The sequence below is a fragment of the [Collinsella] massiliensis genome (genome assembly GCF_002161605.1).
In the GTDB taxonomy this organism is placed as follows: domain Bacteria; phylum Actinomycetota; class Coriobacteriia; order Coriobacteriales; family Coriobacteriaceae; genus Enorma.
Genome location: NZ_NFIE01000032.1, coordinates 1 through 12,667, shown reverse-complemented (window position 1 = coordinate 12,667; position 12,667 = coordinate 1). Strand labels below are relative to the sequence as shown.

Below are 12,667 nucleotides of genomic sequence, written 5' to 3'. Positions count from 1 at the left end.
GCGAACAGGTCCGCGGCGAGCGACCTCGCCGCGCGCCCGTGCCCGTACCGTAGGTCGATGGACATGAGAATGCCCCCCATCTCTCGGACCTCCATTTCCGTGTCCAAGAAACGGGGGGCGGTTCACAAACGAACCCGTCCCCAATGACTCACAATGACTTGCATCGACCGTTCGCCGTGCGAAACCGACCGCTCGCGCGCAGCGCTGTTACGAGCGCGTTTCGAAGCCGTCTCACTTCCCTGTCCAGCGATGTGCGCGCGGCATACTTCTGTAACTCAGCAAATGCGATGACAGGGCGAGTACCGGCCTGCCGTCCCACAGCGAGCGGGGGAGCGTGAGAACCCGCGGCGGACGGTCGGGAACACACCCTCGAGCAGCTCGGCTGAACGCGCGCGCCCGCGCGGGAGACCCCCGACGCCCGGCTCGCGCAAGTACGCCGCGCCGGAGCCCCCGTCACGGGCATCGAGGACGAGCCATCCGCTCTGACCTCGCATTTCCTGGTATCGGTATCACCGAGCGCGCCGGCCTGAGCGCCTGCGCGGGAAAGCGAGGGAGCCCATGCAGCTGCGTAGCGATGCCGTGAAGAAGGGGCTGGCGCGCGCCCCGCACCGGAGCCTGCTCAAGGCGGACGGTCTCACCGACGAGGAGCTCGAGCGCCCGCTCGTCGCCGTCGTCTCCGCGCAAAACGAGGTCATCCCCGGCCACCTGCACCTCCAGCAGATCGCCGACGCCGTGAAGGCCGGCATCCGCATGGCCGGCGGCACCCCGCTCCAGATCAACACCATCGGCGTGTGCGACGGCATCGCCATGAACCACGAGGGCATGCACTACAGCCTGGTGAGCCGCGAGGTCATCGCGGACTCCGTCGAGTGCGCCATCCAGGGGCACCAGTTCGACGCCATGGTGCTCATCCCCAGCTGCGACAAGATCGTGCCGGGCATGCTCATCGCGGCCGCCCGCCTGAACATCCCCACCATGCTCGTCTCCGGCGGCCCCATGCTCGCCGGCCATGACAAGCATGGCTGCCAGACGGACCTGAACACGCTCTTCGACGCCGTCGGCCAGGTCACGGCCGGCACCATGACGCCGGAGGAGTGCGCGTGGCTCGAGAACACGGCGTGCCCCACCTGCGGCAGCTGCTCGGGCATGTTCACGGCGAACTCCATCTGCTGTCTGGCCGAGGCGCTCGGCCTCGCGCTTCCCGGCAACGGCACGGTGCCCGCGGTCTACTCTGAGCGCATCCGCCTGGCCAAGCGCACCGGCATGCAGGTCATGAAGCTCATCGAGCAGGGCACGACGGCGCTCGACATCCTGAACGAGCGCTCCATCCACAACGGCATGGTGCTCGACATGGCCTTCGGCGGCTCCACGAACACCATGCTCCACCTCACCGCCATCGCGCAGGCGGCGGGCTGCCCCGTCACCATGCAGGATTGGGACGAGGTCTCCGCGCGCACGCCGAACATCGTGCGCATCGCGCCGGCCGGCCCCCTGCACATCGAGGACCTGAACGCCGTGGGCGGCATCCCCGCCATCATCGGCGTGCTCGGTCGCGCGGGCCTGCTCGACGAGCGCGCGCTCACCTGCCACGGCACCATGGCGGACTGGGTCGCCGCCTGCCCGCCCGCGGACGGCGAGATCGTGCGCGAGGTGGAGAACGCCTACAGCGCGCAGGGCGGCCTCAAGGTCATGCGCGGCACGCTCGCGCCCGATTGCGGCGTGGTGAAGCGCAGCGCCTGCGACCCCGCCATGTACGTGCACTCCGGCCCCGCGCGCGTGTTCGACAGCGAGGAGGCGGCCTGCGAGGCCATCTTCGGCGGCGCCATCAAGCCCGGCGACGTGGTGGTCATCCGCTACGAGGGCCCGGCCGGCGGCCCCGGCATGCGCGAGATGCTCGCGCCCACCTCTGCCATCTGCGGCATGGGGCTCGCGAGCTCCGTGGCGCTCATCACCGACGGCCGTTTCTCCGGCGCGAGCAAGGGCCCCTGCATCGGCCACGTCTCGCCCGAGGCAGCGGCCGGCGGCCCCATCGCGCTCGTGCAGGAGGGCGACATCATCGACATCGACATCAACGCGGGCACGCTCGACCTGCGCGTTCCCGAGGAGGAGCTCGCGCGCCGCCGCGCCGCGTGGCAGCCGCCTGCGCCGAAGTACACCACGGGCGTGCTCAGCCGCTACGCGAAGCTCGTGACCAGCGCAGATAAGGGGGCGTATCTCTCATGACGGACATGAAGCCGAATACCCCGGCCGCGGCGGAGGCCCCGCACGCGCCAGCCGCGCCAGCCGCCCAGCCCGCAGCCCGCGCCGCCGCCCCGCACCTCGCCGGCAGCCCGCGCACGCCGGACATGCCCGACGACATCCGCCAGCATATGTGCACGAGCGCCGAGTCCTCCGCCCCCGCGGCCGACGTGTCGCGCGCGAGCCGCCTCGCCATGAAGGAGCGCGCCATGAGCGGCCGGCCCTTCGGCGCGGGCAGCGGCACCGAGCACGAGGGCGAGGCCATGACCGGCGCGCAGGCGGTCATCGCCTCGCTCGAGGCCGAGGGCGTGGACGTGCTCTTCGGCTACCCCGGCGGCCAGGCCATCAAGATCTACGACGCGCTCTACGACTCCACGAAGATCCACCACATCCTCGCCCGCCACGAGCAGGGCGCCGTGCACGAGGCCGACGGCTATGCGCGCGCGACCGGCCGCGTGGGCGTGGCACTCGTCACGAGCGGTCCCGGCGCCACGAACACCGTGACGGGCATCGCGACGGCGTACATGGACTCCGTGCCGCTCGTGGTTATCACCGGCCAGGTCACGCGCGGGGTCATCGGCACGGACGCCTTCCAGGAAGCGGATATCGTGGGCATCACCATGCCCGTGGTGAAGCACAGCTTCCTGCTGCAGTCCACGGACGACCTTACGCGCACGTTCCGCGAGGCGTTCTACATCGCTTCGACCGGGCGCCCCGGCCCCGTGCTCATCGACATCCCCAGCGACCTCGCCGGCGCGCAGATGGTCTTCCATTACCCCGATTCCGTGAACATCCCCAGCTATCGGCCTACGTATCGCGGCAACGCGAAGCAGGTGAAGCAGGCGGTCGAGTTCATCCGCCAGGCCAAGCGCCCGCTCCTCATGGCGGGCGGCGGCGTGGTGAGCAGCCACGCGTGCGACGAGGTCGTGGGGCTCGCGGAGAAGATGCAGATTCCCGTGGTCACCACGCTGCTGGGCAAGGCGGCCGTGCCGTGCTCGAACCCGCTCAACTTAGGTCCCGTGGGCATGCACGGCTCCAAGTACGCCAACATGGCCGTGACCGAGTGCGACCTGCTCATCGCCGTGGGCGCGCGCTTCTCGGACCGCGTGACGGGCAAGCTCTCGGAATTCGCCCCGCATGCGACGGTCATCCACATCGACATCGACCCGGCCGAGATCGGCAAGGTGCGGAACCCCCGCGTGCCCATCGTGGGCGACGCGCAGGTGATCGTGGCTGCCATCAACGAGCGGCTCGACCGCGCGGAGGCGACGCCACAGGACGCTGATTGGGTGAAGACCGTGTTCGCGTGGCGCGAGCGCTGGCCGTTCTATACCGAGGATTTCGCCGATTACCCCGATCGCATCGCCCCGGAGCAGGTGCTCGAGGCGCTTTCGAACAAGCTCGACCCGCATGCGAGCGTCGTGACGACCGAAGTGGGCCAGCACCAGATGTGGGCTCACCAGCACGTGCATCGCGAGGAGTCGCGGACGTTTCTTTCCTCCGGTGGCCTGGGAACCATGGGCTTCGGCTTCCCGGCGGCGATCGGTGCGAAGATCGGCCGGCCGGACGCGCAGGTGGTGTGTATCGCGGGCGACGGCAGCCTGCAGATGAACATCCAGGAGATGGCGACGGCCATCGGCAACGGCGTCGCGGTGAAGGTACTCGTCATCGACAACAACGCGCTCGGCATGGTGCACCAGTGGCAGCGCCTGTTCTACCACGAGCGCTACAGCTGCACGGAGTTCACGGCGAACCCCGATTTCGTGAAGCTCGCCGAGGCCTACGGCTGGCAGGCGGAGCGCATCACGCACCCGGGCCAGATCCCGGGCGCGCTCGACCGCATGCTCGCCGCGGACACGCCCTACCTGCTCGACGTGGTGATCCCCACGGCGCAGACGGTCTACCCCATGGTGGCGCCCGGCGCGGCCATCGACGACATCATCGGCGCCATCGACCTCACGCTCGGCGGCGTGCGCGTGACGGAGAAGGGCATGAGCCCGGCGGGCGAGATGGCGGGCACGGTGGCCGAGCCGCTGCCGCTCGACGAGCGCGACCCGTCGCTGCGCGTGGGCACGCCCTTCGCCGGCGATGCGCTGGCGTCGGACGCTCCTGCATCAGCTGCGGACGATGTGAAGGGAGGCGAGTGAGATGCAGTACATCCTCTCGGTGCTCGTCGAGAACAAACCCGGCGTGCTCAGCCGCGTGACCGGCATGATCAGCCGCCGCGGGTTCAACATCGACTCGCTCACCGTCGCGCCCACCGAGGACGTGACCATGAGCCGCATGACCATCATCGTCGAGGCGGACGAAATCGCCTACGAGCAGATTACCAAGCAGCTGCACAAGCTCGTCTCGGTGTACAAGATCTCCGACATGACGCACGAGGACGCCATCGAGCGCGAGCTCGTGCTGTTCAAGGTGAGCGCCCCGGCCGACCGCCGGCACGAGATCATCGAGATCGCGAACATCTTCCGCGCCAAGATCGTCGACGTGGGCAAGAACACGCTCACCGTCGAGGCGACCGGCACGGCGAGCAAGCTCGACGCGATGGAGGACCTGTTCCGCGGCTACGGCCTGCGCCAGATCACGCGAACGGGCAAGATCGCGATGTCGCGAAGCAGCTAGCAGCGCGGGCGCCGGGGCCGGCATGTAAATTTACCCCAGCGACTTTTTTACATCGCCCGGCGCCCGCATCGAATCCAATGCCCACGCAGGGGGACATGTAAAAAAGTCACTGGGGTAATTTTACATGCCCCACCGATGCATCAGGTACTGTCAGCCACGAAACCTAAGGAGAACGACATGGCTGTGACGATCTATTACGAGGCAGATTGCGACCCGCAGGTGATCCAGAACATGAAGATCGCCATCATCGGCTACGGCAGCCAGGGACACGCGCATGCGCTCAACCTGCTCGATTCCGGTTGCGACGTGCGCGTGGGCCTGCGCGAGGGCTCGAAGAGTTGGGCCAAGGCCGAGGAGGCGGGCCTCAAGGTGTGCGACATGGACACCGCGGCCGAGGAAGCCGACCTCATCATGATGCTCGTGCCCGACGAGACCCAGCCCAAGGTCTACGAGGAGCACATCAAGGCGCACCTCAAGCCCGGCAACACGCTCGCCTTCGCGCACGGCTTCAACATCCACTACGGCTACATCGTGCCGCCCGAGGACGTGAATGTCATCATGTGCGCGCCGAAGGGCCCCGGCCACATCGTGCGGCGCCAGTTCACCGAGGGTTCCGGCGTGCCGTGCCTGGCCTGCGTGGAGCAGGACGCCACGGGCAACGCGTGGGACATCGCGCTCGCGTACTGCTGGGGCGTGGGCGGCGCGCGCTCGGGCGTCATCAAGGCGACGTTCAAGGAGGAGACCGAGGAGGACCTCTTCGGCGAGCAGGCCGTGCTCTGCGGCGGCCTCGTCGAACTCGTGAAGGCCGGCTTCGAGACGCTCACCGAGGCCGGGTACCCGCCGGAGCTCGCGTACTTCGAGGTCTATCACGAGATGAAGATGATCGTGGACCTCATGTACGAGAGCGGCATCCACTTCATGAACTACTCCATCTCGAACACGGCCGAGTACGGCGAGTACTACGCCGGCCCCAAGGTCATCAACGAGGAGAGCCGCGCGGCCATGAAGCAGCTCCTGGCGCGCATCCAGGACGGCTCGTTCGCGCAGGAGTTCGTCGACGATTGCAACAACGGCCACAAGTGGCTGCTCGAGCAGCGCGAGAAGATCAACGAGCATCCCATCGAGAAGACGGGCGAGAAGATCCGTTCCATGTTCAGCTGGATCAAGAAGGACTAACCAGGGTAGATGAGATAGCTCTTTGCGGGGCGCGTTCGGCGGTGCGGTCGGGCGCGCCCGTTTTGTGCGCGGTGTTCGGGGGCTGACGTGCACGTGTCGGGTGCATTCGGGCTGCCCGCGGAAGGTTCGAGCGCCGATACTGTGTGGGAATTCGAACCCGGCGAGTACACCCATGCCATGGACTGCTCCGACCAGCGCTTTTCCTGAGCCCCGACCCGGCTCTACTCAGGGAATCCGGAATCCCACACAGTATCGGCGCTCGAACTGTTTCCGTTCGGTGCGCCGGCGGCGCGTCGCGCGCTCCTCCCGCCCGCGCGGCGCCGCTTTGCTATAATCCCCAACCGTTTGCAACGCACCCGGGTCCGGGTCCAGAGGCGGAAGGTAGTAAACATGGGCGAACGCACGGCCATGACGGCGCGCCAGTGGCTCGCGCTCGCGGGGCTCACCTGCTCCGCGTTCGTGTTCAATACCTCGGAATTCATGCCTATCGGCTTATTGAGCAGCATCTCCGGCAGCTTCGGCCTCACCGAGGCGCAGACCGGCATGATGACCTCGATCTACGCATGGGCGGTCATGGCGCTCTCGCTGCCGCTCATGGTGTTCGCCTCGCGGTTCGAGTTCAAGCGCCTCCTGCTCGGGGTGCTCGTGCTCTTCACCGCGGGTCAGGTCGCCTGCGCTGTCGCGCCCACGTTCGCGCTGCTCGTGGCCGCGCGCCTGCTCGTGGCCTGCGCGCACGCGATCTTCTGGTCGATCGCCTCGGTTATGGCGACGCGCGTGGTCGCGCCCGAGCACGGCTCGCTGGCGCTCAGCATGGTCGCGACGGGGACGTCGGTGGCCATGGTGTTCGGCCTGCCCCTGGGCCGCGCGATCGGGCTCGCGGTGGGCTGGCGCATGACCTTCGCCTGCGTAGGCGTGGTGGGCGCGGTGCTCGTGCTGTACACCGCCGTCGTCATGCCCACGATTCCAGCGGGCGAGCGCTTCACCATGCGGCAGCTGCCCGGGCTCTTCCGCAACCGCGTGCTCGTGGCGATCTACGTGAGCACGCTGCTCGTGGCGACGGGCTATTACACCGCGTATAGCTACATCGACCCGTTCCTGGCGCAGGTCGCGGGGCTTGACGCCGGCACCGCCACCATGGCGCTCACGGTCTTCGGCGCGGCGGGGCTCGCGGGGAGCTTTTTGTTCTCGCGTTCCTACGACGCGCATCGGCTCCCGTTCCTGGGCGCCGCGCTCGCGGGGCTTTCGGCCGCGCTTCTGCTGCTCGCCCCGGCGGCGACGCTCGTCCCGGGGACGTTCGGCGTGCTCGCGGTGTGGGGTGCCTGCAACACGGCGTTCGGCATCGCGTTCCAGGCCGAGATCATCCGCGCGGCGCGTGCGGACGAGGCGTCCGTGGCGATCGCGCTCTACTCCGGGATCTTCAACCTGGGCATCGGCACGGGGTCGTTCTTGGGCGGCGTGGTGAGCACGACGCTCTCGCTCGCGGCCATCGGGCTCGTGGGCGGCGTGCTCGCTGCCGTGGGCTCGGCCGTGTGCCTGCTCGGGCTCGCGCGCCGCGCCCGGTGATAATTTGGTGTCAGTCACCTTTTTATCATGCGTTGGCGCCCGGCGCCTGTTATCAGCGCGACGCTAGGCGGGGAGCTTGCAGACGTCCACCCAGGTGCAGGGCTGGCACAGATCTTCCAGCTCGGCGGGGGTGAGCTCGATGGCGCTGTTCGAGCTGCCGCAGGCGGGGAAGACCGTCTCGAAGCGGCGAAGCGTTGCGTCCAGGTAGACGTCGCAGCCGTCGTTCACGGCGAAGGGGCACACGCCGCCGACGGCATGGCCGATGAGCTGCTCGGCCTCCTCGGCCTTGAGCATCTTCGCCTTGGTGTGGAACTGCGCCTTGAACTTGGGGTTGTCGATGCGCGCGTCGCCGGCTGCCACCACGAGCGCCACGCGGTCGCCCACGTGGAACGAGAGCGTCTTGGCGATGCGCGCCGGCTCGCACCCCACGGCCTGCGCCGCGAGCTCGACCGTGGCGCTCGAGGTATCGAATTCGAGCACGCGCCCCTCCATGCCGCGCTCCGCGAAGAACGCCTTGACCCTATCGATTGCCATGCTGCCCCTCCGTTACCGGTCTATGTAAAATCACCCCAGGGGTATTGTTACATGTAGAAAAACCCCTGGGGTGATTTTACATGCGGGGCGCGGAACCTTTCAAAACCGTAATCCAGGCGTAAGCGAAATCGATGGCACGGGGCGCGGCGGCGGCCGAGAATGTCCATGGTAGGCAATCGGGCGAGGACGAAAGGCGCCGCATGAGGCTCATCGAACGCTTCCTGGGAGGGTACAGCGACAACTTCCTGCTCGCGCTCGTGATGTGGCCGTTCGCGTCCGCGGCGTTCACCCTGCCCATCCTCGCGTACCTCTACCACCGCGACGGCCGGCTGCGCTTCGTCTCGGTCGCGTCCACCTACCTCACCGTGCTCTACGTGCTCGGCCTCGGCTGCTTCACGCTCTACCCGCTGCCGAGCGGAGACGCCGGCCCGGGCATCACGTACGGCATCCCGTGGCAGCTGAACCCGCTCGCGCCCATCGGCGACTTCATGCGCGAGGGCTTCTCCGTCATCCCGCAGATCGCGTTCAACGTGGTCTTCTTCGTGCCGCTGGGGTTCATCGGGGGACGGCTCTTCCGCTGGGGCTTCGCGAAGACCGTCGTCGTGGGGCTCCTGGCCTCGTTTGTCATCGAGGCGGCGCAGGGCACGGGGCTCTTCGGCATCTACCCGTACGCATACCGCACCGCGGACGTGGACGACCTCATCTACAACGCGTCCGGCGCGGCGATCGGCTGGTGGTGCGCGGCGCTGCTCGCGCGCGTGCTGCAGCCGGGCGCGCTCGCCCAGGAGGGCGAGGTGACGCACGAGCCCGGGTTCATCCGCCGCTGCGTGGCGTTCTGGCTCGATATGCTGCTCGTCGGGCTCGTGGGCTCGACGACGGTGGGTGTGCTGGCGCTCGTGGGGCGTTACGTGCCCGGCTTCGGCTGGCTGGATGGCCTGCTCACGGGGACGCCGCTGGCGCTCTACCTCCACATCGCCGCGTTCGTGCTGGTGGAGGGCATCTTGCCGTGGCTCCACGACGGCTCGACGCCGGGCGGGGGCTTCGTGCGCATGAGCTGCGAGACGCGCGGGCGCACGGGCGCGCGGCGGCTCGTCTTCTACGCGGCGCGGCTCGTCGTTATGGGCGGCGCGTTCCTGTTCTTCCCCTTCGCCTGGATGGTGCTCGCCCTGTTCTACCTGGTGGCGCGCCGCATGCCCTACGATTTCGTGTGATGCGGCTGCCGACGGGGGCGGGCGAGAGCCGCTGGCGGTCGGGCGGCTTCCGAGCAAGTGCGGCCGTCGCGCGCCCCGTGTCCCCGCGCCGGCGTACAATGTCCCCGGACAGGGCGGCGCGGGCGGCAAGGAGCGCATATGGCGGCGAAGCGGTATGGGTTCTCCCAGGTAAAAGAGCATATCGGGCAGCATGTCACGCGCGATGAGCTGCTCCGGCTCCTGGGCGAGGGCGACGCGACCATATCGATGACGGCGTTCGAGGGCCTGGAGCTCGCCGACGTTCGCGCGAATGGGGCGACGTTCGACCAGGTCATCTTCCGTTCGTGCCAGTTCGAGGGCGTCGACTTCTCGAATTGCTCGCTGGCGGACGTGCGCTTCGTGGGGTGCCGCTTCATCGCGTGCACGATGGAGCGCAGCTGGCTGAACCGCTGCGACTTCGAGGGCTGCTCCGCGCCGGGTCTGAGCTTCCAAAAAGGCCGCCTGACCAGCGTGTGCTTCGACGAGAGCCAGCTGCGGTACGCGGATTTCTCGGAGGCGGCGGCGAGTGTGCTCGCGGCGCGCAAGACCGCGCTCGCCGAGAGCGCCTGGCACCGCGCGCGGCTCAAGCACGTGCTCCTCGACGGCTGCGACCTTTCGCGCGCCGACATGTTCGGCACGTCGCTCGAAGGCATCGACCTCTCTACCTGCGACATCTCGGGCATCGTGGTGTCGAGCACCTTCCACGAGCTGCGCGGCTGCACGGTGAGTCCCACGCAGGCGGCCGAGCTCGTGACGCTTCTGGGCGTGCGCGTGAGCGACGAATGACCGGGCGGGCGCACGGCCCGGCGCCCCTCGTTGGTAGTGCGCCCGCCGCTCCCGGTATACTGCTGGAAGAAAGGGGCGCAGATGAGCGAACGGGATAGGACAGGGGAGCGGGGCGGCCAGCTCGCCATCGTGCTCGTGCCGGGCGGTGACGAGCAGGCGGCGGAGCGGCTTGCGCAGTGCGCGCAGGCGCCGCTGCTGCCTGCGGACGCCGACCTCGATGCGCCCGCCGTCCCCGCGTCCTTCGACATTACCGTCCGCTTCGATGCGTTGGGAACCTGTCTGCTTGGCGACGGCATGCTGCTGCGCCCCGACCTTTCCGCCATGGCGCCCCGGCTCAAGCCCGGGCGGCTGAACCGTGAGCTGCTCGTGCGCGCCGCGAAGGTCAAGCGCCCGGCGGACGCGTCCCCGGACGCCCGCCTCCCGCTCGCCGTGGACGCGACCGCGGGGCTCGGCGAGGACGCGCTGCTGCTCGCGGCCGCGGGCTTCTCCGTGCTGCTCTTCGAAAGCGATCCCGTCATCGCCGAGCTGTTGCGCGACAGCCTGCGCCGCGCCGCCGTCGCGCCCGAGCCCGAGCTGCGCGCCGCAGCCGGTCGCATGCGTGTCGCCGGCGAGGACAGCATTGCGGCGCTGCCCGGCCTCGCGCCCGCGCCCGACGTGGTCTACCTCGATCCGATGTTCCCTGAGCGGCGCAAGAGCGCGGCGGTGAAGAAGAAGTTCCAGCTCATCCACCGCCTGGAGCGCCCGTGCGACGACGAGGACGCGCTCGTGGCCGCCGCGCTCGCCGCGTGCCCGCGCAAGGTGGTCATCAAGCGCCCGGTCAAAGGGCCGCACCTCGCGGGCATCAAGCCGAGCTATTCGATCGCTGGCAAGTCGGTGCGCTACGACGTCCTCGCGCGCTAGGCGCGCCCTCCGCCCGCGTGCCCGCCCCGCACCCGCCGCGTGCCGCCCGCTGCCCGCGTGCCGCCCTGCGCCCGCCGCTACATGAGCCCCAAGCCCTTCGCCACGATGACGATGAAGTTCTGCACGTTGGCGATGAACGAGGTGGCCGAGACGCTCCCGCGGTCGAGTAGCTTGTTGGTCACGAATTCCGAGACGTCGACCGTGTAGAAGAACACCGGCCGGATGGCTCCCTGTTCGTCGAAGGTATACGACGGCGTCATGTTGCCGGTGGCGATGGTGTGCAGCATGGTGGCCATGCAGATGACCGTCGTGGCGTCGGAGACCATGGCGCGCATGGCGGCCTGCGCCTCGTACGCGTCGCCGATCACGCCCGGCAGCGGCCCGTCGTCGCGGATCGACCCCGCGAGCACGAGCGGCACGCCCTGGCGGACGCAGCCGGCGACGATGCCGTCCTCGATGCCCTCCGTGCGCACGAACGCCTCGATTGACCCGGCGCGTCGCACGCGGTTGATCACCTCGAGATGGTTATAGTGCCCGTTGCGCTGCGTCTGCTGCGTGTAGATGTCCTGGCCGAGCGCCGTGTGGAGCGTGGCGGCCTCGAGGTCGTGCGTGGCGAGCGCGTTTCCCGCCATGATGCCGTCGACGAAGCCGGCCTCGATGATGCGCTGCATGGCGCGGCGCGCGTCGGCGTCGAAGGCGAACGCCGGTCCCATCACCCATACGATCTTGCCGTGGTCGCGGTCGTGGCGCAGCCGCTCGTAGAGGCGGTCGTAGTCGCGGGCGAACGAGGTCTCGCGGCTGCGCGCCTGGCGGAACGCGAACTTGTCGGACCTGTCCGCCTGCTCCGCGCAGGGGTCGTCGAAGCAGTCCGCGTGCACGTAGATGCCCTCCTCGGCGTCCTCGGTGCGCCCGAGGACCACGAGGTCGCCCGCGCGCAGGTTGCGGTTCTCGACCACGCGCAGCATGCGCTCGCCCGCCTCGTTCCGCGCGACCACGATGCTTGCGTCCATACGGCTGTGGCGGGGGAGGAGCCAGGTGCCCCCGACCTTCACGTATTCGGGGAACACGGACGTGCTGTGAAACCCCTCGGGCGCGATGCCGTCCGCCTCCACCTCGGCGAGCGTCGCGTCGGGGGCGCTGGCGAACGGCTCCTGCGAGAAATCCGGTGTTCGGTAAACGGGCATCGCGAACATGGGCGGCTCCTTCGGTTCACGCGCCGCGCTCCCCGAGCTTGCGGGCGGACATCGACGGTCACGGCGCGCTACGTGCATGATGGTTTTCATCCAGCATAGAGAAGCCGCTGCGCCGCCGAGCGCGAGAACCGGCTATGTTGCGAGCGTGTTGCCATTGGTTTACGTGCCCGCCCCCACGCCGTGCCCCGCTCGCGCCTGCGCGTCCCCGTGAAACGCGCGCCGAAACGGTTGCTCCCGGGGATGACAGCGGGCGCTCGGCCGGATTTTCCGCGGAGCGATTCCCAAAATGCGCGAAAGGGAGTGCGGCGGCCACCTTGGACCGCCTACGTCGCGTAGCCGAGGCGCCCCCTGCGCCCGGCGATCGTATCGTACACCGTCCGCCCGCCCTCGCGGAAGGCCTTGAGGCGCCCGGTCGCGTACCAC

At 68.8% G+C, this 12,667-nt stretch carries 10 protein-coding genes; 8 read left to right on the top strand and 2 right to left on the bottom strand.

Annotated features, from left to right (window positions below; translation table 11 throughout):
- Positions 1-558: 558 nt before the first annotated feature.
- The 5 genes from ilvD to B5G02_RS09765 all read left to right on the top strand — a co-directional run bounded on the left by ilvD (position 559) and on the right by B5G02_RS09765 (position 7,602).
- Entirely contained in the window at positions 559-2,223 is a 1,665-nt protein-coding gene (gene ilvD, locus B5G02_RS09785; RefSeq protein WP_094336074.1) for a dihydroxy-acid dehydratase, read from the top strand.
- Positions 2,220-4,385 carry a biosynthetic-type acetolactate synthase large subunit gene (gene ilvB / locus B5G02_RS09780; protein ID WP_241146229.1) on the top strand — a complete coding sequence of 722 codons (2,166 nt, stop codon included), beginning with the start codon at positions 2,220-2,222 and terminating at the stop codon, positions 4,383-4,385. Before ilvD ends, ilvB begins: the two co-directional genes overlap by 4 nt.
- Position 4,386: 1 nt before the next feature.
- Positions 4,387-4,863 (top strand): acetolactate synthase small subunit, encoded by a 477-nt coding sequence (gene ilvN, locus B5G02_RS09775; protein ID WP_019239805.1) that lies wholly within the window; start codon positions 4,387-4,389, stop codon positions 4,861-4,863.
- Positions 4,864-5,040: 177 nt separating this feature from the next.
- On the top strand, positions 5,041-6,039 hold the full coding sequence (gene ilvC, locus B5G02_RS09770; protein ID WP_019239804.1) for a ketol-acid reductoisomerase: 999 nt from the start codon (positions 5,041-5,043) through the stop codon (positions 6,037-6,039).
- Positions 6,040-6,429: 390 nt separating this feature from the next.
- A complete protein-coding gene (locus B5G02_RS09765; protein WP_019239803.1) occupies positions 6,430-7,602 on the top strand; it encodes an MFS transporter in 1,173 nt (390 codons plus the stop codon).
- Positions 7,603-7,665: 63 nt separating this feature from the next.
- Here the strand turns inward: B5G02_RS09765 and B5G02_RS09760 are convergent, their stop codons facing one another.
- Positions 7,666-8,136 carry a YbaK/EbsC family protein gene (locus B5G02_RS09760; RefSeq protein ID WP_019239802.1) on the bottom strand — a complete coding sequence of 157 codons (471 nt, stop codon included), beginning with the start codon at positions 8,134-8,136 and terminating at the stop codon, positions 7,666-7,668.
- A gap of 200 nt (positions 8,137-8,336) precedes the next feature.
- Here B5G02_RS09760 and B5G02_RS09755 point away from each other — a divergent pair, with 200 nt between their 5' ends.
- From B5G02_RS09755 to B5G02_RS09745, 3 genes are all read left to right on the top strand, one after another.
- Positions 8,337-9,347 carry a VanZ family protein gene (locus tag B5G02_RS09755; protein WP_019239801.1) on the top strand — a complete coding sequence of 337 codons (1,011 nt, stop codon included), beginning with the start codon at positions 8,337-8,339 and terminating at the stop codon, positions 9,345-9,347.
- Between the two features lie 138 nt (positions 9,348-9,485).
- Positions 9,486-10,151 (top strand): pentapeptide repeat-containing protein, encoded by a 666-nt coding sequence (locus tag B5G02_RS09750; protein ID WP_019239800.1) that lies wholly within the window; start codon positions 9,486-9,488, stop codon positions 10,149-10,151.
- 81 nt (positions 10,152-10,232) lie between these two features.
- Positions 10,233-11,051, top strand: a complete 819-nt coding sequence (locus B5G02_RS09745; RefSeq protein ID WP_019239799.1) for a class I SAM-dependent methyltransferase — start codon at positions 10,233-10,235, stop codon at positions 11,049-11,051.
- 77 nt (positions 11,052-11,128) lie between these two features.
- Here B5G02_RS09745 and B5G02_RS09740 read toward each other — a convergent pair whose 3' ends face one another.
- On the bottom strand, positions 11,129-12,244 hold the full coding sequence (locus tag B5G02_RS09740; protein ID WP_094336073.1) for a hypothetical protein: 1,116 nt from the start codon (positions 12,242-12,244) through the stop codon (positions 11,129-11,131).
- Between the last annotated feature and the right edge of the window lie 423 nt (positions 12,245-12,667).

Excerpts from the sequence above, each read along its gene's own strand:
- ilvD (WP_094336074.1), top strand. The coding sequence starts at position 559 with ATGCAGCTGCGTAGCGATGCCGTGAAGAAGGGGCTGGCGCGCGCCCCG.
- ilvB (WP_241146229.1), top strand. The coding sequence starts at position 2,220 with ATGACGGACATGAAGCCGAATACCCCGGCCGCGGCGGAGGCCCCGCAC.
- ilvN (WP_019239805.1), top strand. The coding sequence starts at position 4,387 with ATGCAGTACATCCTCTCGGTGCTCGTCGAGAACAAACCCGGCGTGCTC.
- ilvC (WP_019239804.1), top strand. The coding sequence starts at position 5,041 with ATGGCTGTGACGATCTATTACGAGGCAGATTGCGACCCGCAGGTGATC.
- B5G02_RS09765 (WP_019239803.1), top strand. The coding sequence starts at position 6,430 with ATGGGCGAACGCACGGCCATGACGGCGCGCCAGTGGCTCGCGCTCGCG.
- B5G02_RS09760 (WP_019239802.1), bottom strand. The coding sequence starts at position 8,136 with ATGGCAATCGATAGGGTCAAGGCGTTCTTCGCGGAGCGCGGCATGGAG.
- B5G02_RS09755 (WP_019239801.1), top strand. The coding sequence starts at position 8,337 with ATGAGGCTCATCGAACGCTTCCTGGGAGGGTACAGCGACAACTTCCTG.
- B5G02_RS09750 (WP_019239800.1), top strand. The coding sequence starts at position 9,486 with ATGGCGGCGAAGCGGTATGGGTTCTCCCAGGTAAAAGAGCATATCGGG.
- B5G02_RS09745 (WP_019239799.1), top strand. The coding sequence starts at position 10,233 with ATGAGCGAACGGGATAGGACAGGGGAGCGGGGCGGCCAGCTCGCCATC.
- B5G02_RS09740 (WP_094336073.1), bottom strand. The coding sequence starts at position 12,244 with ATGTTCGCGATGCCCGTTTACCGAACACCGGATTTCTCGCAGGAGCCG.